The sequence below is a fragment of the Nitrincola iocasae genome, from assembly GCF_008727795.1.
GTDB lineage: Bacteria > Pseudomonadota > Gammaproteobacteria > Pseudomonadales > Balneatricaceae > Nitrincola > Nitrincola iocasae.
Genome location: NZ_CP044222.1, coordinates 38,013 through 59,476 on the forward strand (window position 1 = coordinate 38,013; position 21,464 = coordinate 59,476).

Here is a 21,464-nt window from a genome sequence, read left to right on the forward strand (position 1 = left end):
GAAATAATGAGTGGCGTCACGTTACGACTCTTGTGCTATCAAACTAAAATAGTCGTCTTGTTGCTGTTGTAGAAACTGTGTGAGAGGTTCTGTGCTCATGTAGCGAACAGGTTGATGAATGATCTCTTCTGTTACGTTAATAAAGCGTAAGTCACTGGTTGCGTTATACAGTGCTGAAGTCAGAGTCTGCTGCTGCGACAGTGGCGTTGTGACAGGTACAACCAACATGCGAACTGAAGACATCTGTAAATCATAGCCCAGTTCTTTCAGTGTAGGTACCGTGGCGTAGTGCTTGAGCCGATGGTTTCCCAGACCGGCTAAGAGTTGCATATTGCCTGCATCAACAAATTTGCTGTGACTGCCACCACTGAATCCAATATCCACGTCACCTGCCATCACCAGAGTGGTCATGGCATTACCACCTGTAACTGGTATGATTCGGGCAATAAAGCCCTCCTCCTTGGCGATGCGATTGATAATTCTTCTATCTGTTAACGTTTGCGAAGCAAAGGAAATTTCGCCTCTTTGATGGGCATATTCAAGGAATTCATCCCAGTTGCTGAATGGGCTGCTTTGGCGGGTAACCAACGCCTGCTGGTCTTCGGAAACAGCACCGATATACGCAAAATCATTTAGGTTGTATGAAGTAGACATTTCCAGCGGATAGTTGGTAAAAGGCATTGAGGGTGTAAACAGCAACATATAGCCTTGTTCATGGCTTGTCGCTAACATCGCCGCGGCGGCTCCGCCACCGATGCCTGGCCGGTATTGTATCCTAACCGGTTGCCCAAGTTGCTCTGATAATATGTTAGCCAGGACGCTACCCTGCGTTGACATGGACCCTCCTTGTTCAAAACCGATCAGCAGGGTTAAGGGACGCGCCGGGAAAGGCTCTTCAGCTATCAATGCCGTACTGCAGAGCAGTAGTTGAATCAAGCAGACAAGCTTCAGTATTTTCACGGCGGACACCTCGTTATTGTTACTGCGGCGCATCCCTCCAGTCTAGTCTGCTTTCAGACGTTCAGCCAACCAATGACCAATTTCACCAATTTGCTCCAGGCATACAGCATGCTGCATGCGATAGCTGGTATAAGCGACAGGGTAACCTGCTTCGCTTAGCAGGTCACGGGCCTTCTGACCCAGTGCTTCGGGAACAACATCATCATGCGTGCCATGCATGATCAGGATAGGCAGGGTCTGGTTTGCAGGGTTATGCTCAACCAGCTCAGCCGTAGCAAAATAGGTTGATAAGGCCAGCAGGCCCGCAAGTGGGTGTGGGAAACTCAGTGCGACATGATAGGCCACCGCACCACCCTGTGAAAAACCGGCTATCAGGATGCGCTCCGGTGCGATGCCTGCCGCCATCTGCTGTTCGATCAGTTGAGTAACGTCCCGGGCGGATTTGATCAGTTGCTCACTGTCGACCCTGCGATCAATATTCATTTCCAGAATATCGTACCAGGCAGGCATCACCATTCCGCCATTGATAGTGACAGGCATTTCCGGCGCATGTGGAAAGATAAACCGGGTAGCCAGACTGTCGGGCAGACCAAGCTCTGGAACTATAGGCTCAAAGTCATGGCCATTGGCACCCAGGCCGTGTAGCCAGATGACACAGCTATCGGCTGGTTTTTTCGGTTCGATTACAACGCTGGATAGCATGGATGCAGGGCTCCTGAAATAATTAATAATAAGCGCAGCTTACCAGTTTCAATGGTGCTGGCAAACTGCACTGACTTCAGGCTAGCCTTCACCCAGGGCTCTGGCTTCATGGGTGTGACATTTTTTCGGACATACCCGGGCGCAGGAGCCACAGCCGATACAGTCCGCCGCGTTAGCTATCACCATGACACTGACGACATCGTCCATCTCATCGTCATCATCTGGCTCTCGCTCTTCCAGGGTGAACACATCACGAGGACAGACCTTGTAGCAACGTCCACAGCCGATACAGGTTTCATCATTCAGGTGCACAACAAATTCGGGTAGCCATTCGCTGCCACCACGCGTCAGGCCGGTGATCGGACTCATGCGGTGCTCTCCTCTGCCTGCTGGGCCTGCTCCAGGGCTTTTCGTGCTTTGTCCCAGTCTTCACAGGCGGCATAGGTTGATGCTGAAAGTTCGGGTAGTCTGGCATAGGCCGCTGGCAGTCCATCTTCCACCAGGTCGTGCAGCTCCATGGCCTGTTCGCCGGCGATGCGCCGCGCACGGCGCAGTTGTTTTTCCAGTGTCTTGATCTCATTTTCATTCATTGTCAGGCGTCCTTCTTTACCAGGGTCAGTCTGCGGCAGCATCGGGATGTGCTCGGACCAGCTCCAGGGCTTTGTCAACCAGGGTGTCGGCTTGCTCACACAGGCTCTGCATAGATTCAAAGCCGAAGCGGTGTACATCCCGCAGGGAGCGATCCAGCACCAGCAGTTTTCCCACACTGATAATGACGCGACCAAATCCTTCATGGGACAGACTGAACAAGGGGGTGGCCATCATGCCGCAGACAGCTTCAATACGCATGGCGATAGCACTGTAATAGGCTTTCAGGCGGGCCAGAATCTCTTCATCGGGGTCGCCGATAATAGGAATTTCGCGGCGCTGTGCTTTGGTGACCACGTAAGGCAGTAGTAGCTCGGTAGTATTGAGCTGCTCATTAACGCCATAACTGTCAAACGCACGGGTTTGACGGATCATCTCGGCAATAAACGGGTGGTCTGGCAGCGTTGCTTCAGCGCATTGGTTCATAGTCTTTCTCCAAAAGTTCGGGGTTATAGGCTAAGGGGTTGGTAGGCTGGTCCGGGTGTCCCTGCTGCAGAGTCAGCTGTACCTGGGGTGGCTTGCGCAGGGCAATCAGGCTGCTGATGACCTGACCGCTTGCCAGTCCCGCAAGGCAGCCTGCGGCGGTAGCCAGATTGCCCCAGGGAGAAGCCAGCAGCGCTGCCATCAGCATAAAGACACAGGGCAGGCTATAGACCAGCAGGGCTATTCGCAGCAGTTCACCTTCTTCAATATCAGCTCGGATTTGCTGCCCCTCTTTCCAGATCTGTTGTGTTGCAGGCAAGCTCAATAGCTGGGTACGACGGCTACCAGAACAGATTTTGTTGACTCCGCACGTCTTGCAGGATTCCAGACAATCGGCTTGCATGGCCAGATGGCCATCTTCTGAACGTACAATTTTTCCCTGGGTTGTCAGCATGATGGCCAGTCCTCCTGCCAGCCTTCAGCAAGCATGGCGGTAAAGCGCTCATCCGCTGGTCGGGCATTATGTTGCTGGCGCAGTGCCCGGGTTAACCACACGGGTGGTGACGCTTGCCAGGACAGGTTGAGTTGTTTAAGCAGGTCTTCGATCAATTCACCCTGCTCAACCTTCAAAGGCTGTACACCCTGGGCTAGTAACTGTCGGATAGCGGAGGCTCCGATAGCAATACAATAAACAGCTGCACAGCCCTGCAGCAGCCTGACCTTGGCTTCCAGCTTGCCTTCCTGCCTGTCCTTCAGGGTGTCATTGCCGGAAAATTCGGCCACTTCAGCAACCTGATATCCCGCAGCACTAAGGGTATAGATGACAAAGGCTTCTGCTGCGCCGAAGTGCTGATTAACCTGGTGGCGATCACTGCTGGCAAAGGCGATCTGCAATTGGCCGGTATCAGATTCAGCGGGTTTAATTAGCTTCAAGTGACGCATTGTCAGCCTCCCCTGTCATAGATTGATGGGTATGTGCCGTCTGATGGGCATAGATAGAGACATGCGGCTTGATGGCGTGTTGATGGTCCTGTTCCAGCAACTGATTAGCCAGTCGTGTCAGTGTATCGCGTGTGCCACGATAGCCGATCCATAGCTGGTGCTGTGCCCCCAGTCGGTCATAGATCGGCCAGCCAGCGCGCACTAATGGAATGTGCAGTCTGGCTGCTGTCTCGGCCGCATGAGCGTTGCTGATCAGCAGTTGTGCCTGATGGTTACGGGCCGTTTGTTCCAGATCTTCCAGATCGCCAATAAATACCTCATTGACTGGCAAATCGGCTAGCAGGGCGGCGTGATGCGGGCTGACGGCTGCCACAACCTCTCCGCCTGTACTGACGATTAGTTGGCTGAGTGAGTAGAGCAGGTCCGGATCGGCTGCCACAGCATAACGTGCAAAACCGAGCATAAAGTGGGTATCTAGCAGGCTGTCCTGAAGTTGGCTGCGTTCACGCTCCAGCCTTACGGAGACGGCTTGGCCACTGAGCTGGTGCAGGATATCGACCAGTACATCCATGGCTTCAAGGCCCATCAGGCTGTCAAAACGGTAATCCTCAACACCGGTGCGCTGGTGTAACAGATCGGCGGCTTTATGCAGGGAACGGCCTATAACCAGGGTGGCACGGGCTTGTCCCAGGGTGGCAAAGGCTTCTACCGGGGTACCACCGACCGTTACCGGGGTAAAGTCATCATCAGTCAGGTGACCATCCAGGGCATCGCCGACATCGGGCAGTATCACTGGCTGCAGGGAAAAGCTTTCCACCAGATCACGCAGATACTCCAGGTCAGCCGCCGTCAGCATAGAGGATACCAACAGATTGATCTGCTCTGGGCGCTCACTTGCGTGTCCCGGATTATCGGCTACCAGCTGATTGATCAGCGCTTCAACCGCAAGGGCATAACCGCTTTCCAGCCCACCGCTGTAATCGGGGGTGACGACAGGGATGATCGGTGTGTTGCTGTATTCGGGGTGCTGGTGGTAGAAGCGTTTAACCAGGCCCTGGATATCACTGCCCTGGGTTTCCGATAAGCCGGTAGTCGGAATGCCGATCAGGGCGGGCTGGCGCTTTTCGATCACCGTACGTAACCCTTGAAAGACATTGTCATCAGCGCCCATGACCGTGGTTGTCTGGTCCATGGCGGTGGTTTGCAGGGGAATAGGCTCACGAAAGTGGCGCACAAAAAACACCTTGGCAAAGGCGCTGCAACCCTGTGAGCCGTGCAGCATGGGCAATGCGTGGCGTATGCCAAGAAACGCCAGAATTGCACCGGTGGGTTGGCTGACTTTGAGTGGATTCACTGCCAGGGGTTTTTGGCGTTTAATGATCTTGGCCATGTTGCTCTCCTTTAACCGGGGTCTGCCAGGGTGCCGGTGTTCTCAGTGATGACCAGATCGGTGATTCCAGCGTCAGTGAGAGCTGGCGAGCCAGCTCCAGCATGCCGTCATAACCGGCATAGCCAAATTCGCGTTCCTGATTAATGTCCAGAAAAGGAATGCGCGCTTTCAGCGCGGTATACATGTTACGGCCCCCGGCAATCAGCATATCGGCACGGTAGTCACGGATGGTATCCAGCAGCGCCCTTGGGCTGCCATCATCAAGCATGCGGGCATCCTCACCCATAATGTCTCGGATACGCTGTTTGTCTTCTTCGGTGGATTTCTTGGTGCCGGTGGCCACGACTTCCATACCCAGGTCTTGCAAGGCTGAGACAATGGACCAGGATTTCACCCCACCGGTATACAACAACACCCGTTTACCCTTTAAGCGCTCACGCCAAGGGGCTAGCAGGCTGTGGATACGGGCCTCTTCCCGTGTGATCAGTTGTTCAGTGCGCTGGGTCAGGTCAGGGTCCTGAAGCAGGTGCGCCAGGCTGCGCAGGGCATCAGAGGTGTCTTCTACACCATAGAAACTGCCTTCAAACCAGGGAATGCCATAGTGCTCCTGCATTTTACGGGCGACATTCAATAACGCCTTGGCACACACCACCATGTTGACTTCAGCACGATGCATGGTTTGCACCTGGTGAAAGCGTGCATCGCCGGACAGGGTGCACAGGATGCGCAGCCCCAGTTCATCCAGTAACGGCAGTACCTGCCAGAATTCTCCGGCGATGTTGTACTCACCGATCAGGTTGATGTCATGCACCTGGATACCAGGGCGCTGCACCGCAGCGGCTATGGGCTCCGGCTCAGCGGTACCGATGACGTACTTAAACATGGCCTCACCGGCCAGACGGTTGCCCAGGTTTTTGGTGCCGTAGAAGCCAGCCGAGTCCACCGGTATCACCGGCAGACTAAAGTGCGTAGTGGCAGCCCGGCAGACCGCTTCGAAGTCATCACCGATCAAGGCAGGAACACAGGTGTTATAGACAAACACAGCGGCGGGTGAGTAGTCCCTGATGGCCTGGGCAATACTGTGAAACAGGCGCTTCTCACCCTGCCCCATGATGACATCCTGCTCAGTCAGGTCCGTAGTCATACCGATACGGTAGAGGGTTGGACCGGATGAGCGGGTACCACGGTTATCCCAGGAACTGCCGGCACAGGCGATGGAGCCATGCACAATATGGGCAACATCTGCAATCGGGAGCAAGGCGATCTGTGCCCCGTCAAAAGCGCAGCCCCCGTCCGACGCGCCGGGTTTTGGCGGAGTGCAGCCACTTTTTGCTTTGCTGTTGTGGCTGCAAGCGGGCTCATCCAGTAAGGCGGCCAGTTGTTTTGCCTGCATAGTCGCTTCCTCTGTGGATAACTGAGGCTGATGGCCGGTTAATCCGGCGCTTTCAGCGTATCTGTACAGGGTTTTGCAAAGGCTGTGCCACGGGTGCCTGGAAAGTTTTTTGAATATTTTTTCAGTTAAAACAATGGATTGTATTTTTTAATCTGTGTGTGTTGCTGTCATTGTCGTACGTAAGGGAGAAAATGTATGAAAAGCAACAAAGCTGTCTGCTTAGAAGGCGAGGCTGACAAACAAGGGCTTGCTGTCAGCCTCAGGGGAAAATTACAGTGTATAAGGCTTGTGTAGCCAATTACGGATCCACTCGGCTTGACGCTCCGAGATGTAGCGGTAATCTTTCAGCCAGTCATCCTGTAAACGCTCGGCGAGTTCTCTGGGAACCAGGTTGCCTGCCACCATGCCAAAATACCAGGCCCCGAAAAAGCCGGCGGCTTTATCGAAACTGCGCAGTTGTGCGGCGATTCCCGTGACGTCGTCATGCAGATTCCAGGGGTGTGTTTTCAACATATTGGCTTTAATCGCATGGGGTTGCAGGCGTAGCTCATCTACACCATAGCGATTGCGACTTTGATGCCGCTGAAAAAACCAATGACGATGAAAGTCGGTTAATCCGCTGCCGGGTCCTTCGTTCCATTCACTGAAGAAACGTCGTAGTGAGGGTGCGTTTACGGCTGTTTCCAGGGCGAGATGCAGATTGATCAGGCAGCCGAGGCGATAGACGGGAAACCCCAGTGGCTGTCCATCCAGCTTTGCCGGATGCAGTGGATCGGTCAGGTCGGCCAGATCCTGTGGTGGTTCCGCTGTGCTGTTGAGTAGCTGCCGGTCCATCACTTCTTGTAACTCCTCTACTTCCAGCTGCCAGCAGGCTTCCGGTGCATGGCCGTAACTGGCCGTAAAGAAGTGCGTGGCGCCATTATAGCGAGTCACCAGAGGTTGCAGGGATTCAAGATCAATCAGCAACTGCTCAAAATCGCCACTCTGTCGCAGCGATCTCTCTAGCCACTGCTGCATATCCTGGCTGAGCAGAGTACCGTCCTGATGACGAATGCCCCCGGTTCTGAACCAGCCGGAGCGGGTTAAGCGGTGCTTGAAACTAGCTTCCGGCCAACAGGTATTCAGGTAGGTTAGCAGTGTGGTGTGGTGTGGACGGGGTTGCAGGCGAGCAATACCTCTGGCCAGATAGTCAATGCCCGGTCCGAAGTTTTTCAGGCTATTAGTCTGTAATACAGCAGATTCGGTGTTCTGCATAGTGTTCTCCCCACCGGATTCAGGCCTAATCGTCATCGTCATGAAGTGCTAACACCACGCCACAGGCGATTGTCAGATCATTGGTCAGGCTGGCGCAATGTGCTGTGGCATCCACCAGATACAGATCAAATCCTGTTCCCTGCCAGGCTGGCTTGGCGCGCCCAGGTATATCGTTGTCGCTGCAGCAGGTCAGACCGGCCTCTGGCAAAAAGGCTTTAAGTCGCTGGGTATCTTCCCTGAGTGCCAGCGGCGTTTGCTCAATGGCCTGAGCCAGTTGCTGCAGCGTGTTGACGGCGATCATTCTTCAGCCTCTTCGGCAAAGCGCCGTAACAAGGCATTTTCCTTGCCCAGAATTTTGGCCAACCAGGGGGGCGGCTTGGCCAGGCTGCTTTGCAGCGCATTCAGCGTCTCCCGAGCGGCACCGGGTTTAGGAAACTTAATTGGGTGGACGCCTGCGCGTACTACTTTGGCTGCTGCCGGACCGCCGATAGACTGTACATAAAGCAGCTGGCAGTCACCGATCAACTCGGCTCTGGCGGTATTGCGGTCATCTGCCGTCTGGGTAGTGTTGGCATCACGTATATCGGCAAGGTAGAGCCCTTCGGTGTTGATGCGGTAAACCAGAAAACGCAGGCAGGAGCCAAAATGGCCATCCAGCAGTTCGGCATTATTCGACGCGACAGCCACTTTGATGCTGGGTGAGCCCTGCATCACCGCTGGCATCTCCTCTATTTCCGGTGTCGCGAGCTGAGCTTCCTGCTCGCCCCAAAGGTATTGCAGTGCATTTTTAATACTGTCACGACTATAGTCTTCGGGCAGTTCGCCATCATCACCGCTGAGAATGCGGTTAATATCTTCTACGGTCAGCGTCTGCAGCTTGTCTTCGGTAATCGGCAAGCCGAGATAGGAACCTATCGCCACCACAAAAATGGCCGGGTCTTGTTCGGACAGCACACGTGCGGCATGGGATAAGCGACGTGCGGCGCCCTGGCTAATACTAGTCATGGAATTTCTCCCCTCCGGAAGCTAATGGATAAGTTAAGCTGAAACCGGCCGGTCACAGCCGGTTTCAGGTAGGGCTGAATGGCTCAGGCCGCCAGTGTGATACAGTCGACCGGACAGACCGCCACACAGCGCGGCTCGCCCTCGTCAACACACTCATCACAGCTGCTGGCATTGATCACATAGGTTCCACGCTTGGCACTGATGGACACAGTGGGACATTCCACCTCACAGTCACCACAGGCCGTACAGATATCCGGATCTATTTTCATTGACATGGTTACATCCTCCACAGTTATCCAGGAAACCTATGACCTTCAGTCCATGCGTCTGGCACGCAGGGATCGGGGAAGCGACGGTATAGCGTCCAGTGGATCGATGTAATAACGCTGGCCACCGGCCAGGGTCAGTTCACCGCCCCACTTTTCCGGCTGCGTAAATTCCAGCGACTCCACCGGGACTTCCAGATCCTTTTTCGGCATGTAGAAGGTTAATCCACCGTCTGCTGCCTGACTGATGATAATGTTGGCCATAGGTTTCTCCTGTACTGAATCGTCTGATTAACGCACCAGATCATAGTTAAAGTCTGTTTGTGCCATCAGACGGGTATCATCATCCATGCGCTCCAGTACGGCATTCACCAGGGTGGTCAGTATCGTCATCGCACCCTCATAGCCCATCGTGGTTGAACGATGCAGATGATGCCGGTCAAAGATCGGGAAGCCGATACGGATGAGCGGTACCTCGAACTCCTTGCCTTTATGCAGGGTGTCACGCTGGATAAACTTGCCGTAGGAGTTGCCGATCATAAAGTCCGGTTTTTCAGTGAACATCAGTGAGCGGAAGTGCCACAGATCATGACGTGAAAACAGCTGCGTCTGATTGTTGACCGGTGCCGACTCCTGCAGCATTTTTTTCATGCGTTTTTCCCAGCGCTTGCCGCCGCTTTGGCAGAGTACATGGCTTGGCTCGGCACCCAGCTCCAGCAGAAACTTGGTCAGTCCCAGGGTAAAGTCAGGGTCGCCATAGAGGGCAAACTTTTTACCGTGTAACCAGGTGTGGGAGTCGGTCATCATATCCACCAGGCGTCCACGCTCTTTGGCCAGACTGTCTGGAATCTCTTTGCCTGTCAGACGTGCTACTTCCATGAGGAAGTTATCAGTCAGCTCCAGCCCCATGGGAATGTCCAGCTTGGGAACATCATGGTGCCAGGTATTGGTCAGCAGTTTGGCTGTTTTGACCAGGTGCAAGGGTTGCAGCAGGATGGTAGTGATGGCATTGGGAGCATCTTTCATTTCATCCTGGGTTGTACCACCGGAGTACATGCGGTATTCGCCGTCTGCCGGGGTGTCCAGCACTTCGGTCGGATCCGACAGCAGGCTGTAATCAACGCCCATCTCCTGCATCATGCGATGGATAACGCGGAAATTACCCAGATAAGTTTCAAACCCCGGTACCAGGTTGATTTTACCGTTACTGCCGACTTCTTTATCTTCCATGTAGTTGAGGGTGAAGTAGCGGCCGATGCCTTCAAACATATTGTCCCAGCCGGTCACATGCGAGCCGACAAAGGAGGGCGTATGCGCAAAGGGTGTGGGGAACTCTTCAGCCACGGCGCCGGCTTTTTTGGCGTTGCCGATAAAGGCATTCAGGTCATCACCGATAACCTCGGCCATACAGGTGGTGGAAACGGCGATCATCTCTGGCTTGTAAAGTGCCTTGGCATTTTCCAGCCCATCGATCATGTTTTTCTGACCGCCGAATACTGCCGCGTCTTCTGTCATGGAGTCGGAAACACAGGCTATCGGCTCCTTGAAGTGACGGTTGAAGTAGGTGCGGAAGTACGCCACACAGCCTTGTGACCCATGCACATAAGGCAGGGTTTTTTCAAAGCCCAGTGCACAGAGTACCGCACCCAGTGGTTGGCAGGCCTTGGCCGGGTTAACTGTCAGGGCTTCACGGGCAAAGTTCAGCTCTTTATATTCAACTGAGGTGGTCCAGATGAAGGTGTCATCGACTGTATCGACCGGATGGCCGTTTTCATAGTCACCTTTTTTGCGCGCCAGCACATCCTTGTACTCTTCATTCTGGAACAAGGGGTAGCTTTGTTTGATATCTTCAATGTCTTGCATGACCGTCTCCTTGCCTGGCCGCTAATCTGCGGACGCAGGCGTGAGTAGTGATATTGGAATCAGGCAACCGCCTGCTGCTCGGCTTCTGCTGGAAGTTGTTTCCAGGGCGGTGTCAGTTTTGACCAGCAAGGATTGTTCAGTGTCATGTCCATATCCTTGGCAAAAATGGCGAAGCCATCGTAGCCATGATAGGGGCCGGAATAATCCCAGGAATGCATCTGACGGAAAGGCACACCCATTTTCTGGAAAATGTACTTTTCCTTCACACCGGATCCGACCAGGTCAGGTTTGACGCGTTTGACGAACTCTTCAAACTCAAATCCGGTGACATCGTCATAAATCAACGTGGCGTTGCCGATATCGTTACGGGTACGGTCATAGTCATCGTTATGGCCGAATTCATAGCCAGTCCCGACCACTTCCATGCCCAGATCCTCATAGGCACCGATAACATGGCGTGGACGCAAGCCGCCGACATACAGCATGACTTTCTTGCCTTCCAGACGCGGCCGGTATTTGGCAATAATTTCCTCAGACATGGCCTGATATTTAGCAATAACCTTTTCAGCGCCTTCTTTGATGCTGTCATCAAAATAGGCGGCAATTTTGCGCAGGCTTTCGGCAATTTTGGTAGGGCCAAAAAAGTTGTACTCTACCCAGGGGATGCCATACTTTTCTTCCATATGGCGGGAGATGTAGTTCATCGAACGATAGCAGTGCAACAGGTTAAGCTTCACTTTCGGCGTCTGCTCCATCTCGGCCAGGGTACCGTCACCGGACCACTGAGCAACGACACGCAAGCCCATTTCTTCGAGCAAAATACGCGAAGACCAGGCATCACCGCCGATATTGTAGTCACCCAGAATGGCGACATCGTACTGACCCGGTTCGACACCATTGCCACCCCCTTCGCGGTCAAACACATGATCACGGATCGCATCGTTGGCAATGTGGTGGCCCAGCGACTGGGACACACCGCGGAAACCTTCGCATCGCACCGGAATCACCGGCTTGCCGATCTCTTTACTGCTGGCTTTGGAGACAGCTTCAATATCATCTCCAATCAGCCCGATAGGGCATTCGGACTGCACGCTGACACCCCGATTAAGCGGGAACAGCTGTTCAATTTCCGTGATCAGTTTGCTGAGCTTTTTATCGCCGCCGAAAACGATGTCTTTTTCCTGAAAATCCGAAGTGAAGTTCATCGTACCGAAACTATCCACACCCGTGGTGCCAACATAGTAGTTACGTCGTCCAGCCCGCGAGTACTGACCGCAGCCAACCGGGCCATGGGATATATGGATCATATCCTTGATTGGTCCCCAGACCACGCCCTTGGAGCCAGCATAGGCACAACCACGGATGGTCATGACACCTGGCAGGGATTTACGGTTAGAGGTGACGCAGGTTTTTGCTTCAGCAGCGGTGTCATTCACCGTTAAATGCTTGGCACGTTCCTTTTTCGCCTTCTCCGGATAGACTTCCAGCACTTCCTGAATGAGTGCTTGAGCCTCTTCTTTGTTTAATTTAGCCATAACAGGTTTCCTCCAGCGGTGTCTGCTAATCTGCAGAAACACCATCGAGAATAAATTAGTGAGTATTTACTACTCATATTGACCCCAGCACGAGATCTATCAGCATGAAGGGTTGCGGTTAAGCAACCTCTTCAGCACGCTGACCAACAATGCTTTCGTCTTCTTCTTCCAGAATGCCGAACTCCATCAACAGTTCTTCCAGGTCGTCCATTTCCAGCGGGGTGGGTACGACAAAATTTTTGTTTTCAACAATTTTGCGTGCCAGAGTACGGTATTCATTTGCCTGTTTGGTGTTCGGGTCGTATTCGATACAGGTCATGCGGCGAATTTCAGCATGCTGCACCACGTTATCGCGTGGAACAAAGTGAATCATCGTGGTGCCTAGGCGCGCAGCCAGCGCTTCGATCAGTTCATCTTCACGGTCGGTGTTGCGGCTGTTACAGATCAGTCCGGCCAGACGCACGCTGCCGGAGGTGGCGTATTTCACAATACCCTTGGCAATGTTGTTGGCAGCGAACATAGCCATCATTTCGCCAGAGCAGACGATGTAGATTTCCTGAGCCTTGTTTTCACGAATTGGCATGGCAAAACCGCCACACACCACATCGCCCAATACGTCATAAAATACGAAATCCAGTTCTTCATCATAGGCGCCTTCTTCTTCCAGGAAGTTGATGGCGGTAATAACACCGCGACCGGCACAGCCAACCCCTGGCTCAGGGCCACCGGACTCAACACATTTGATACCGCCGTAACCCACGGCCATCACATCTTCCAGCTCAAGGTCTTCTACTGAGCCGGCTTCTGCAGCCAAATGCATTACTGTAGTTTGTGCTTTCGAGTGCAAAATCAGACGGGTGGAATCTGCTTTTGGATCGCAGCCCACAATCATGACTTTTTTACCCATTTCTGCTAGTGCAGCAACCAGGTTCTGGGTTGTAGTGGATTTACCGATACCACCTTTACCGTAGATAGCAGCTTGACGTAAAGCCATAGTCATTCTCCTCAAGTTGGATCATTTGGTGAACAAAATTGCTCACCGCTGCAGGTCATATCGCAAGGGCTGTGCCAAGTGTTAAAAATATTTCAACCTGTTGTTATTTATATGGATTTAAAATAACCCTGTATTTGACATGGTCGTTATGGAGCTGACAAAGCTAAACGTCTTGTCGGACTGGCGACAACAAAATTGTAGGTCACCGACAAGGTACTTATAAGGTGAAAGGTACACAGCCACTGCTATACCGCGAATTAAGAACACGGGTGTGATCATGGCATGTGATTTGCTGTGTTCAGGTTGAATACCTAAAGACAGAGGCGAACCAGATGATGAACAAGACACTGCCTGACAGCCTGCTGGATGCCATGCGCTCTGGTCAATGTGTACCGGTTATAGGGCCGGACGCACTTAATGGTGTGACCGACCCGCAGGGAAATCCGATACCCGCTGATAGCGACAGCCTGATCATCGCCATGAATCAGGGGCGGCCGATGGCACCTAAACTGATGTACGAGTTTCCACGTGCGGCGATGAATATTGAACTGAAAAAAGGTCGCAAAGCGGTTACGCGGTTTCTCGATACCACCTACCGTGATACCACCTGGAGTGTTTCCAGCGTTCATCAGCAATTGGCATCACTGAATCAGGATTACATTATCGATATGAACCGTGATACCCAGATGCAGCTGTTATGGCAGGACACGCCGCATATTCTGGTGGTTGGGGTAGCACGTATTGGCGGAGGGAGCGAACGCTATCGACTGTTTCATTACAACGGCAGCCAATATCTGGCAACCCAGGCATCCTGGCTGGATACAGATCTATCGGTATTATTCAAACCGGTAGGAACGCCCTTGCCTGAGTCGCTCTATATTGCCTCAGATGCGGATTATGTCGATTACCTGACAGAACTGATGGGCGGGTTCGGAATGCCCCCCTTCCTGAAACAGCAACGCCTGGGGAAACAGTATTTGTTGCTGGGCTTGCGTCTGAACCGTGACACCCCGCGCATGCTGCTCAGTGATATTGCCTATGGTGCCGGAAAGCCTGCTGGCTGGGCTTGTCTGCCTGATCCCACCCCTAACGAAGAAAAATTTCTAAGTCGCAAAGGGTTCCAGATTTTGCCAATGACACACGACGAATGTCTGGCAGCACTGGTTGAGGTTACCGACCCCTGCTATGCCTGACTGAGGAGATCTACCATGACAGATATGACCGCGACACTGCGCTTACAGCATTACAATTTACCGGCCATGGATCGTGCCCATCACCACTTCACAGCACTGCTTGGCGCCCTGCCGATGGTGTCAGAAACCGCACTGCCTTGCCTGTTGAATAGCCTGATACTGAATGCACGCGAGCATTTTGATCAGGAAGAACGCTTTATGCTGGTGACCGGCTATCCTGGCTATGAGTCACACCGCCGACAGCATCAGGCGTTACTGAAAATGCTGGATGACTATCACCAACAATTACAGCATCAGACAGGACCCGATGCGCTCACACTGCACAGCCAGTTGTGCCTTTGGCAGGATGAGCACCAGCAAAACTGGGATGACCCGCTGGCGCAATATCTGCGCCATGCTCACTGCTGGCATCCGCATGAACAGGTGGTGCTTAGTCTAGAAAGTTGATTGACTTTCAACCACCTGAATCAGTTTGTCCAAAAGGGGTGAACGGAAGCGTTCAGCTGGATAAACGAGACTGGAGAGGAAAGCGTAGGGCGTATCGACAACTGGCTGCTCGTATAGCTGACCTGTCGCCAGGTCAGCCTCAACAACGCAGCGCGGTAGCAGTCCGATACCCATGTCAGCAAACAGACAACGACGGATGACTTCAACGTTTGCAAAGGATTGCCGAGGTTTTAGTTGTAATCCCTGGCTGCGAAAATGTGCTTCGGCACGCACTCGGTAGGTACATCCCGGCTCTGTCGTGATTAGGGGCTGTTCAGCTAATTGCGCCAGGGTGAGTGCGGTGTTCTGAAGCCGTTGGTGATGGCAGACAAAAATCACCTCTTCAGTATGCAGTGGATGCTGGATCCAGTCATGACTAGATGCCAAAGACTGTGTCACTAAAATGGCAGCATCCAGTTCGCCCTGTTCAAAGGCGCGGCTATAATCAAACGGTTCATGGGTGAGTAGCAGTTCAATGCCCGGCGCCTCTTGCTGAAGCGCATCAATTAATGCGGGTAAACGGTAGATGCATATTGAGCTGGGTGCAAAAACGCGCAACTGACCTTGAGCTTCATTAATAAAATGCTGTGCCCGGTAGCGAATTTCGTCGGCCTGAAGGATAAAACTTCGAAAAGCCGCTTCCAACTGGTGTGTTGCCGCCGTTGGCACTAAGCCGCGGCCAGCACTAGCAAAGAGCTGTATACCTAATTCGCTGGAAAGCTCTTTTAACTGTGCCGAGACACTGGACGGCGCAAGATGCAAGACCTTAGCTGCTGCCTGAACGCTGCCTAAATCGAGCACTTTTAATAAGCTACGTATTTGTTTAGGTGTCATTGTTCGAAAATACCATTGAATATGTTTTAAATAATTCGCTTTTGTTGTCCAGTATAACGGATTAGTCTGAAAACTCATTCATTACCTAAGTCATCAAGGAGCGTCAGATGCACCTCTATATAGCCTATAAGAACTACTCGTCCTGGTCTTTGAGACCCTGGCTGGCAATGAAAGTGGCCGGTATTCCCTTTGCAGAAACGCTGCTGCCTTTCGCGCATGGCAACAGCTTAAAGCAGTTCAGTGAACAGCATGGGTTACCCGCACAGGTGCCTGTACTCATCGTGGAAGACCTGGTTATTTGGGATAGCCTGGCCATTTTAGAGTACCTGGCAGAGTGTTATCCAGAGCGGCAGTTATGGCCTGAGTCTGGTGCACTGCGTGCTTTGGCACGCTCTGCTGCCGCTGAAATGCACAGTGGTTTTAATGCGTTACGCAGTCAGTTTCCAATGAACTGCCGTACTGAAAAGGCTGTGGCACCGAGTGACGCTGTGACTCAAGAGTTGCAACGATTAGCGGAGATCTGGGCGCGCTTTGAACAAGCGGATAAGCCAAAGGGTCCATTTTTAGCGGGAGAATTTAGTAACGTTGATGCCATGTTTGCGCCAGTAATGTGGCGAGTTCGCAACTATGGTTTGACAGTGTCACCTGCGTTTGATCGTTGGGTACAGGCGATGTATGACCTTCCGGCAATGCAGGAATGGTTGGCATCGGCACGCGCTGAAACCTGGCAGATGCCTTCCTACGAGCGCTAATCGCTAAATTTCACTCTCGACATAGGGCGGAAGTGACCCTGTGTCGGGTACTTTGATGGGTTTACCATCATCATCCAGTGCCACAAACTTGAAAACGGCTTCCGTGACTTTTTCGCGTATACCGATACGACCACGTCTTACCCAACACTCAACATGAATGTCCAATGAGCTACGGCCAACGCGTGAGACTTCGGTGTAGACGCCGAGAATATCACCGACTTTTACCGGCCGGATAAAACTCATGCTATCAAGTGCAACCGTCACTACGCGGCATTGAGCACGTTGACCTGCACAAATGCCGGCCGCTAAGTCCATCTGAGACAGTACCCAGCCACCAAAGATATCCCCTGAGGGGTTGGTGTCGGCTGGCATGGCCAGGGTGCGAATGGTTAAACGACCTCTGACGGGATGTTCCTGGCTGTGAATACCCAATGTTGCCTCCAAAGCATTTTAAGGGTAGAAATTTATTTTTAATCATAGAGTAAAACCTGCAATGTTGCAGAAAATAGAGATGCTGCTTATGACCCTGGAGTGCTAGCACGTTTGGGTTTATATCGTTGCGATCCTCTGTGGTCTGGTGATCAGTCATAAGCCGCCAGTAAAATCTGCTCCGGATCAATACAGGCACAGGCCTTATCGCCAGGCTTCAGGTTCAGCGCTTGGAAATCCGTTTCCTGCACCAGTGAGACCAGGCGGCGTTCACCTGGCAACTGCAGGATGACTTCTACCTGATCCCGGCTAAGATTGACGCCTTCCACCACGCCCCAGAGCTGGTTGGCAAATCCTCTGGCCCGCTCCGGCTTCGTTGCCAGAACCACACTGTAGGCCTTGAACAGTGCAAACACATCGGCACCCATCGATAAACCCAGATACTCGGCGCTGGTTTTGGTAATCATCGCCACCAGCTCATGATCTTCCGTCAATTGCAGGTGTACCAGATAATCCAGGCCACTGTCCCTCAGACCAGACACTCGCCCTGTGAACTGGTTTCTCGCACTGGTTTTCATTGCCATGCGGTGCATCAGCAGCTGAAACTCCTTCAGATCCCCCTTATGCATCTCGTGCATACCTGCCATCACCCGATCCAGCGTGGACTGATATTCAATTTCCAGAGCCCGGTACATCACTACCATCCGTCGCCCGTATTCGGTCAAGCACGTGCCCCCGCCCTGGCGACCACCGGCAGAACGTACTACCAGCGGCTCGGGAGCCGTATTGTTAAGCAGGTCAATGGCATCCCAAGCGGCCTTATAAGATAACGGTACCGCCTTGGCCGCCTGAGAAATCGAACCCAATTGGTCGATCTGCTCCAGCAGATGGATGCGGGTATCCGACAGTGCCGCACCGGCACCATTTTCCAGTGACAGTCGACTGATAAAGCGCTCGGAAAACTCATAACTCATAAATCAGGACTCCTGTATGGATACACTTAAATCACGTCTGGATGTGGGTATTTGTATTGTTAATCTTCCCACGCCAGCGTCAGCAGAATCACCGACGAAGCACTGAACACTGCACAGGCGGCATCCCCCTTGTATAAGTGCTGCTGACGACAGAAATCCGCATTCACCAGTGCTGTTATTTCCACCTCCGGCGCTATCCTCAGGGTCACTTCGTCTCGTACATTGCCTTCGACTATGTGAGTCACCTCGCCCCACCACTGGTTACTAATTTCCAGTTCCAGGTGAGGGTCCAGCAGCAGTTCAACGGAGGCTGCCTTGAATAGAGCCGATACCACCCCGCCGACCTTCAGCGCCATGGCTTCAGCGCTGGCACGGGTTAGCAAGGCCTGTATCACATAACCGGAAGGTAGTTGTAACCTGGTGTGTACCAGCTCGCCTTCGGTCACCATAAACATAACCTGCCCACTGTACTGGTTGCGGGCACTGCTTTTAAAACGGGCTTTCTGCATTCTGGGCTTCGCCACTATCGGATAAACTGCTTTCATCATGACCTCCTGATGCAGGGTTATATAGGTTTAGCTATAGCGAAATGCGTGCCAGCAGCACACCCTGCAGCGATATCGCCCATGATTTCGTTATAAAGCACCACCCGTAGCTCAAGACCACAGGTCTTTCAGTGAAAGGAAAGTGACATTTGTCAGATTGATGACAATCCAGAAATGACAAAAAACCTGCACATTGGGCTATCTGGCGTTTCACCCAGCGTTATATAGGGCTAAATACAGCTCTATGGATAACTGGCACCCTTGTTGCTAAAGCTCCTTTACTAATCTATTTATCGGAGCAAGCCATGAAAGCCTCAGCCATAAAAACCGTAAATAAATTACTGTTGTTGACCCTCAGCCTGCTATTCAGCACTACATCCCTGGCCAGCGAGCTACGAGTGGCCGTGGCGGCCAACTTTCTGGGTACGCTGAACCAGTTAGCACCCCTGTATGAAGCTCACTCAGGCCAGACGCTGCTGATCAGCTCCGGCTCCACCGGGCGTCATTATGCTCAGATCCGGAATGGCGCTCCTTTTGATGTGTTTTTGTCAGCGGATGTTGAGCGACCTCAGTTGTTAGTTGACGAGGGGCTAGCTCTGGCTGACTCGCGCTTTACTTATGCACGTGGTGTATTGGTGCTCTGGAGTGATCAGCAGGATCTGCCGTTGCAGGGTGGGGAGTTTCTGCACAGTGAGTCTTTGCAGCACTTGGCGTTGGTGAACCCCCGTACCGCACCCTATGGCGCAGCAGGTGTTGAGGTGATGCAGCAACTGGGTGCTTATGAACGCTTGCAGGCAGGGCATATCGCTCAGGCGGAAAACCTGACTCAGGCGATGCAATACATTACCAGTGGCACCGCACAGGCTGGTTTCCTGGCACTGTCTCAGGTGATAGAGACGGATGGCAGCATCCGAGGTAATACCTGGTTACCTGATGTGGATAGCTATGCCTCACTGGAGCAGCAGGCCGTGGTGTTGAGCGCTTCACCGCAGCTAGAGGCTGGTCAGGCATTTCTCTATTGGTTGAAAAGTGATCAGGCCCGTGCCGTGATTGAAGCCGCTGGCTACGGGTTCTGATCTATGGATCTCAGTAGTGCTGATGTAATGGCCTTATGGATCACGCTGAAACTGGCGTTGATCAGCACCCTGGCCCTGTTGCTACTCTGTGCCCCCCTGGCCTGGTGGCTGGCTCACACAGCTTGCCGGGCCAAGGTGCTGGTGGAAGCGCTGGTCGCCTTGCCGCTGGTGCTGCCACCTACAGTGATGGGGTTTTACCTGCTGGTGTTGTTGGGTCCACGCGGTGTGGTGGGTGGTTTTCTGGAGTCGGTGGGGATTGGCCATCTGGCATTCAGTTTTACCGGGTTGGTAATTGGTTCCATGCTGTTTTCGCTGCCGTTTGTGGTACAGCCGTTGCAGAATGCCTTTGCTACCGCCGGAGGGCGGGTGCTGGAGGTGGCGGCAACGCTTAAGGCCTCTCCGTTTGACCGCTTTGTCAGCATCGTGCTGCCGTTGTCACGCCGCGGATTTTTGACCGCAGCGGTGCTGTCTTTTGCCCATAGCCTGGGTGAGTTTGGCATGATTCTGATGATCGGTGGCAATATTCCCGGCCGTACTCAGGTGGCCTCAATTGCCATCTACGACCACGTCGAAGCTATGGACTATGCCGCTGCACATCAACTCTCGATCATCCTCGTAGGTGCCTCATTTATCTTGCTGTTGCTGGTGTTTGCACTGAACCGGCGCTTCAAAGTCGTTAGTGTGGTTTAGGCTGGAGGGTGTATGTCACTGGCTATGAGTTTTCAGGTTAATCGCGCTGAATTCCAGTTACAGGTATCGCTGGAACTGCCGGATCAGGGGGTAACGGCGCTGTTCGGGCGTTCAGGATCAGGTAAAACCACCTTGTTACGCTGTATTGCAGGCCTGGAACAGCTACCCGGTGGCTCGCTGAGCTTTCAGGGTCAGGTCTGGCAGTCTGCTGATGAGTTTGTGCCTGTGCATCTACGTCCTATCGGTTATGTGTTTCAGGAGGCGAGTCTGTTTCCGCACCTGACCATTGAACAAAACCTGCACTATGGCTTTAAACGTATCCGCGCGGCTGAGCGCCGCATCGGCTTTGATGAAGTGGTTGAACTCTTGTCTTTACAAGACTATCTGACGCGCTATCCGGACCAGCTATCCGGTGGGCAACGTCAGCGTGTGTCTATAGGTCGTGCGCTGCTGACCAGTCCCAGGTTGCTGCTGATGGATGAGCCTATGGCATCACTGGATGCTACCAGCAAGCAGGAAATACTGCCTTATCTGGAGCGTTTGACTGAAGAGCTGCAGTTACCGATTATTTATGTCAGTCATGCGGTTGATGAAGTGATGCGCCTGGCTGACTATATGGTGCTGCTGGATCAGGGCCAGGTGCAGGCTCAAGGCCCGCTACAGGCGCTGCTGACCGATCATCAGTTGCCCTTTGCCCGTAGTGAACAGGCGGCGAGTCTGCTTAAAGCCCAGTTGGTTGACACGGATGCCGGTGATGGACTGGCTGGTTTACAACTGGAACAGCAGCCGTTGTTAATCAGTCAGACTCACTTGTCGCCTGGACGGTTATCACCCATCACCCTGGGCGCGACTGTCAAGGTCACTATTATGGCTCGCGATGTGGTTTTGGCAAGGCAGCTACCTGAAGCGATCAGCTTGTTGAATGCACTTTTAGTCAGGGTTGTAGCGCTTGATACCGATCTGGACAAGAGTCAGGTACTGGTGCATTTACAACTGGGTGAACAGGCGTTGATGGCGCGTATTTCAAAACGATCTGCCGGGTTGTTACAGCTCCAGCCCGGACAGCAAGTGTACGCTCTGATCAAAGGCGTGGCGGTGAATAGCTGATGC

27 protein-coding genes are annotated in these 21,464 nt (G+C 52.9%); 6 read left to right on the plus strand and 21 right to left on the minus strand.

The genetic code is table 11. The features are described 5' to 3' along the window. Positions 1 to 21: 21 nt before the first annotated feature. The 17 genes from F5I99_RS00175 to nifH all read right to left on the minus strand — a co-directional run bounded on the left by F5I99_RS00175 (position 22) and on the right by nifH (position 13,375). Positions 22 to 960 carry a tripartite tricarboxylate transporter substrate binding protein gene (locus F5I99_RS00175; protein ID WP_191905906.1) on the minus strand — a complete coding sequence of 313 codons (939 nt, stop codon included), beginning with the start codon at positions 958 to 960 and terminating at the stop codon, positions 22 to 24. Between the two features lie 42 nt (positions 961 to 1,002). Further along, entirely contained in the window at positions 1,003 to 1,662 is a 660-nt protein-coding gene (locus F5I99_RS00180) for an alpha/beta hydrolase (protein WP_151053107.1), read from the minus strand. 81 nt (positions 1,663 to 1,743) lie between these two features. Further along, positions 1,744 to 2,031 carry a ferredoxin III, nif-specific gene (gene fdxB / locus F5I99_RS00185; protein WP_151053108.1) on the minus strand — a complete coding sequence of 96 codons (288 nt, stop codon included), beginning with the start codon at positions 2,029 to 2,031 and terminating at the stop codon, positions 1,744 to 1,746. After that, positions 2,028 to 2,294 (minus strand): CCE_0567 family metalloprotein, encoded by a 267-nt coding sequence (locus F5I99_RS00190; RefSeq protein WP_225307490.1) that lies wholly within the window; start codon positions 2,292 to 2,294, stop codon positions 2,028 to 2,030. The genes fdxB and F5I99_RS00190 overlap by 4 nt, the downstream gene beginning before the upstream one ends. After that, on the minus strand, positions 2,278 to 2,736 hold the full coding sequence (locus tag F5I99_RS00195) for a NifX-associated nitrogen fixation protein (RefSeq protein WP_151053110.1): 459 nt from the start codon (positions 2,734 to 2,736) through the stop codon (positions 2,278 to 2,280). The genes F5I99_RS00190 and F5I99_RS00195 overlap by 17 nt, the downstream gene beginning before the upstream one ends. Beyond that, complete coding sequence (locus F5I99_RS00200) at positions 2,720 to 3,187, minus strand: SoxR reducing system RseC family protein (protein WP_151053111.1); 468 nt, start codon at positions 3,185 to 3,187, stop codon at positions 2,720 to 2,722. Before F5I99_RS00200 ends, F5I99_RS00195 begins: the two co-directional genes overlap by 17 nt. Further along, positions 3,181 to 3,675 (minus strand): NifB/NifX family molybdenum-iron cluster-binding protein, encoded by a 495-nt coding sequence (locus tag F5I99_RS00205; RefSeq protein WP_151053112.1) that lies wholly within the window; start codon positions 3,673 to 3,675, stop codon positions 3,181 to 3,183. The genes F5I99_RS00200 and F5I99_RS00205 overlap by 7 nt, the downstream gene beginning before the upstream one ends. Further along, positions 3,653 to 5,065 (minus strand): nitrogenase iron-molybdenum cofactor biosynthesis protein NifN, encoded by a 1,413-nt coding sequence (nifN, locus tag F5I99_RS00210; RefSeq protein WP_151053113.1) that lies wholly within the window; start codon positions 5,063 to 5,065, stop codon positions 3,653 to 3,655. The genes F5I99_RS00205 and nifN overlap by 23 nt, the downstream gene beginning before the upstream one ends. Then, on the minus strand, positions 5,049 to 6,458 hold the full coding sequence (nifE, locus tag F5I99_RS00215) for a nitrogenase iron-molybdenum cofactor biosynthesis protein NifE (RefSeq protein WP_151053114.1): 1,410 nt from the start codon (positions 6,456 to 6,458) through the stop codon (positions 5,049 to 5,051). The genes nifN and nifE overlap by 17 nt, the downstream gene beginning before the upstream one ends. A gap of 270 nt (positions 6,459 to 6,728) precedes the next feature. Next, positions 6,729 to 7,712 carry a hypothetical protein gene (locus F5I99_RS00220; protein WP_151053115.1) on the minus strand — a complete coding sequence of 328 codons (984 nt, stop codon included), beginning with the start codon at positions 7,710 to 7,712 and terminating at the stop codon, positions 6,729 to 6,731. A 25-nt stretch (positions 7,713 to 7,737) separates the two neighbouring features. Then, the gene (locus F5I99_RS00225; RefSeq protein ID WP_151053116.1) at positions 7,738 to 8,013 is read right to left on the minus strand and encodes a DUF6129 family protein; all 276 of its coding nucleotides are present in this window, start codon (positions 8,011 to 8,013) and stop codon (positions 7,738 to 7,740) included. Beyond that, positions 8,010 to 8,717, minus strand: coding sequence for a dinitrogenase iron-molybdenum cofactor N-terminal domain-containing protein (locus F5I99_RS00230; protein ID WP_151053117.1), 708 nt, complete (start codon positions 8,715 to 8,717; stop codon positions 8,010 to 8,012). The genes F5I99_RS00225 and F5I99_RS00230 overlap by 4 nt, the downstream gene beginning before the upstream one ends. Positions 8,718 to 8,800: 83 nt before the next feature. Further along, on the minus strand, positions 8,801 to 8,992 hold the full coding sequence (locus F5I99_RS00235) for a 4Fe-4S dicluster domain-containing protein (RefSeq protein ID WP_036523961.1): 192 nt from the start codon (positions 8,990 to 8,992) through the stop codon (positions 8,801 to 8,803). Positions 8,993 to 9,031: 39 nt separating this feature from the next. Then, a complete protein-coding gene (gene nifT / locus F5I99_RS00240) occupies positions 9,032 to 9,247 on the minus strand; it encodes a putative nitrogen fixation protein NifT (RefSeq protein WP_151053118.1) in 216 nt (71 codons plus the stop codon). Between the two features lie 27 nt (positions 9,248 to 9,274). Beyond that, positions 9,275 to 10,846, minus strand: a complete 1,572-nt coding sequence (gene nifK / locus F5I99_RS00245; RefSeq protein ID WP_151053119.1) for a nitrogenase molybdenum-iron protein subunit beta — start codon at positions 10,844 to 10,846, stop codon at positions 9,275 to 9,277. Between the two features lie 59 nt (positions 10,847 to 10,905). Further along, a complete protein-coding gene (gene nifD, locus F5I99_RS00250; protein WP_151053120.1) occupies positions 10,906 to 12,381 on the minus strand; it encodes a nitrogenase molybdenum-iron protein alpha chain in 1,476 nt (491 codons plus the stop codon). A 118-nt stretch (positions 12,382 to 12,499) separates the two neighbouring features. Further along, positions 12,500 to 13,375, minus strand: a complete 876-nt coding sequence (nifH, locus tag F5I99_RS00255) for a nitrogenase iron protein (protein ID WP_151053121.1) — start codon at positions 13,373 to 13,375, stop codon at positions 12,500 to 12,502. Positions 13,376 to 13,707: 332 nt separating this feature from the next. Between nifH and F5I99_RS00260 the strand changes: the two genes are divergently transcribed. Both F5I99_RS00260 and F5I99_RS00265 read left to right on the plus strand, forming a co-directional pair. After that, a complete protein-coding gene (locus tag F5I99_RS00260; protein ID WP_191905907.1) occupies positions 13,708 to 14,568 on the plus strand; it encodes an SIR2 family protein in 861 nt (286 codons plus the stop codon). Between the two features lie 15 nt (positions 14,569 to 14,583). Further along, the gene (locus F5I99_RS00265; RefSeq protein ID WP_151053122.1) at positions 14,584 to 15,015 is read left to right on the plus strand and encodes a bacteriohemerythrin; all 432 of its coding nucleotides are present in this window, start codon (positions 14,584 to 14,586) and stop codon (positions 15,013 to 15,015) included. Here the strand turns inward: F5I99_RS00265 and F5I99_RS00270 are convergent. Then, positions 15,004 to 15,888, minus strand: a complete 885-nt coding sequence (locus F5I99_RS00270; RefSeq protein ID WP_151053123.1) for a LysR family transcriptional regulator — start codon at positions 15,886 to 15,888, stop codon at positions 15,004 to 15,006. The genes F5I99_RS00265 and F5I99_RS00270 overlap by 12 nt on opposite strands. Positions 15,889 to 15,995: 107 nt before the next feature. Here F5I99_RS00270 and F5I99_RS00275 point away from each other — a divergent pair, with 107 nt between their 5' ends. After that, the gene (locus tag F5I99_RS00275; RefSeq protein WP_151053124.1) at positions 15,996 to 16,640 is read left to right on the plus strand and encodes a glutathione S-transferase family protein; all 645 of its coding nucleotides are present in this window, start codon (positions 15,996 to 15,998) and stop codon (positions 16,638 to 16,640) included. A gap of 3 nt (positions 16,641 to 16,643) precedes the next feature. Here F5I99_RS00275 and F5I99_RS00280 read toward each other — a convergent pair whose 3' ends face one another. From F5I99_RS00280 to F5I99_RS00290, 3 genes are all read right to left on the minus strand, one after another. Then, complete coding sequence (locus F5I99_RS00280) at positions 16,644 to 17,066, minus strand: acyl-CoA thioesterase (RefSeq protein WP_407670363.1); 423 nt, start codon at positions 17,064 to 17,066, stop codon at positions 16,644 to 16,646. Positions 17,067 to 17,221: 155 nt separating this feature from the next. Next, entirely contained in the window at positions 17,222 to 18,043 is an 822-nt protein-coding gene (locus tag F5I99_RS00285) for a TOBE domain-containing protein (RefSeq protein ID WP_151053125.1), read from the minus strand. Positions 18,044 to 18,102: 59 nt separating this feature from the next. Next, positions 18,103 to 18,591 (minus strand): TOBE domain-containing protein, encoded by a 489-nt coding sequence (locus tag F5I99_RS00290; protein WP_151053126.1) that lies wholly within the window; start codon positions 18,589 to 18,591, stop codon positions 18,103 to 18,105. A 302-nt stretch (positions 18,592 to 18,893) separates the two neighbouring features. Between F5I99_RS00290 and modA the strand changes: the two genes are divergently transcribed. The 3 genes from modA to modC are packed head-to-tail and all read left to right on the plus strand — an operon-like array spanning position 18,894 to position 21,461. Then, positions 18,894 to 19,664 (plus strand): molybdate ABC transporter substrate-binding protein, encoded by a 771-nt coding sequence (gene modA, locus F5I99_RS00295; protein WP_151053127.1) that lies wholly within the window; start codon positions 18,894 to 18,896, stop codon positions 19,662 to 19,664. Between the two features lie 3 nt (positions 19,665 to 19,667). After that, entirely contained in the window at positions 19,668 to 20,354 is a 687-nt protein-coding gene (gene modB / locus F5I99_RS00300; protein ID WP_151053128.1) for a molybdate ABC transporter permease subunit, read from the plus strand. A gap of 12 nt (positions 20,355 to 20,366) precedes the next feature. Next, positions 20,367 to 21,461 carry a molybdenum ABC transporter ATP-binding protein gene (modC, locus tag F5I99_RS00305; protein WP_151053129.1) on the plus strand — a complete coding sequence of 365 codons (1,095 nt, stop codon included), beginning with the start codon at positions 20,367 to 20,369 and terminating at the stop codon, positions 21,459 to 21,461. Positions 21,462 to 21,464: the final 3 nt, after the last annotated feature.

Excerpts from the sequence above, each read along its gene's own strand:
- F5I99_RS00205 (WP_151053112.1), bottom strand. The coding sequence starts at position 3,675 with ATGCGTCACTTGAAGCTAATTAAACCCGCTGAATCTGATACCGGCCAA.
- nifT (WP_151053118.1), bottom strand. The coding sequence starts at position 9,247 with ATGGCCAACATTATCATCAGTCAGGCAGCAGACGGTGGATTAACCTTC.
- modB (WP_151053128.1), top strand. The coding sequence starts at position 19,668 with ATGGATCTCAGTAGTGCTGATGTAATGGCCTTATGGATCACGCTGAAA.
- modC (WP_151053129.1), top strand. The coding sequence starts at position 20,367 with ATGTCACTGGCTATGAGTTTTCAGGTTAATCGCGCTGAATTCCAGTTA.
- F5I99_RS00290 (WP_151053126.1), bottom strand. The coding sequence starts at position 18,591 with ATGATGAAAGCAGTTTATCCGATAGTGGCGAAGCCCAGAATGCAGAAA.
- fdxB (WP_151053108.1), bottom strand. The coding sequence starts at position 2,031 with ATGAGTCCGATCACCGGCCTGACGCGTGGTGGCAGCGAATGGCTACCC.
- nifH (WP_151053121.1), bottom strand. The coding sequence starts at position 13,375 with ATGGCTTTACGTCAAGCTGCTATCTACGGTAAAGGTGGTATCGGTAAA.
- F5I99_RS00270 (WP_151053123.1), bottom strand. The coding sequence starts at position 15,888 with ATGACACCTAAACAAATACGTAGCTTATTAAAAGTGCTCGATTTAGGC.
- nifK (WP_151053119.1), bottom strand. The coding sequence starts at position 10,846 with ATGCAAGACATTGAAGATATCAAACAAAGCTACCCCTTGTTCCAGAAT.
- nifD (WP_151053120.1), bottom strand. The coding sequence starts at position 12,381 with ATGGCTAAATTAAACAAAGAAGAGGCTCAAGCACTCATTCAGGAAGTG.
- F5I99_RS00195 (WP_151053110.1), bottom strand. The coding sequence starts at position 2,736 with ATGAACCAATGCGCTGAAGCAACGCTGCCAGACCACCCGTTTATTGCC.
- F5I99_RS00225 (WP_151053116.1), bottom strand. The coding sequence starts at position 8,013 with ATGATCGCCGTCAACACGCTGCAGCAACTGGCTCAGGCCATTGAGCAA.
- F5I99_RS00220 (WP_151053115.1), bottom strand. The coding sequence starts at position 7,712 with ATGCAGAACACCGAATCTGCTGTATTACAGACTAATAGCCTGAAAAAC.
- nifE (WP_151053114.1), bottom strand. The coding sequence starts at position 6,458 with ATGCAGGCAAAACAACTGGCCGCCTTACTGGATGAGCCCGCTTGCAGC.
- F5I99_RS00200 (WP_151053111.1), bottom strand. The coding sequence starts at position 3,187 with ATGCTGACAACCCAGGGAAAAATTGTACGTTCAGAAGATGGCCATCTG.
- nifN (WP_151053113.1), bottom strand. The coding sequence starts at position 5,065 with ATGGCCAAGATCATTAAACGCCAAAAACCCCTGGCAGTGAATCCACTC.
- F5I99_RS00235 (WP_036523961.1), bottom strand. The coding sequence starts at position 8,992 with ATGTCAATGAAAATAGATCCGGATATCTGTACGGCCTGTGGTGACTGT.
- F5I99_RS00260 (WP_191905907.1), top strand. The coding sequence starts at position 13,708 with ATGATGAACAAGACACTGCCTGACAGCCTGCTGGATGCCATGCGCTCT.
- F5I99_RS00180 (WP_151053107.1), bottom strand. The coding sequence starts at position 1,662 with ATGCTATCCAGCGTTGTAATCGAACCGAAAAAACCAGCCGATAGCTGT.
- F5I99_RS00285 (WP_151053125.1), bottom strand. The coding sequence starts at position 18,043 with ATGAGTTATGAGTTTTCCGAGCGCTTTATCAGTCGACTGTCACTGGAA.
- F5I99_RS00275 (WP_151053124.1), top strand. The coding sequence starts at position 15,996 with ATGCACCTCTATATAGCCTATAAGAACTACTCGTCCTGGTCTTTGAGA.
- modA (WP_151053127.1), top strand. The coding sequence starts at position 18,894 with ATGAAAGCCTCAGCCATAAAAACCGTAAATAAATTACTGTTGTTGACC.
- F5I99_RS00230 (WP_151053117.1), bottom strand. The coding sequence starts at position 8,717 with ATGACTAGTATTAGCCAGGGCGCCGCACGTCGCTTATCCCATGCCGCA.
- F5I99_RS00190 (WP_225307490.1), bottom strand. The coding sequence starts at position 2,294 with ATGCTGCCGCAGACTGACCCTGGTAAAGAAGGACGCCTGACAATGAAT.
- F5I99_RS00265 (WP_151053122.1), top strand. The coding sequence starts at position 14,584 with ATGACAGATATGACCGCGACACTGCGCTTACAGCATTACAATTTACCG.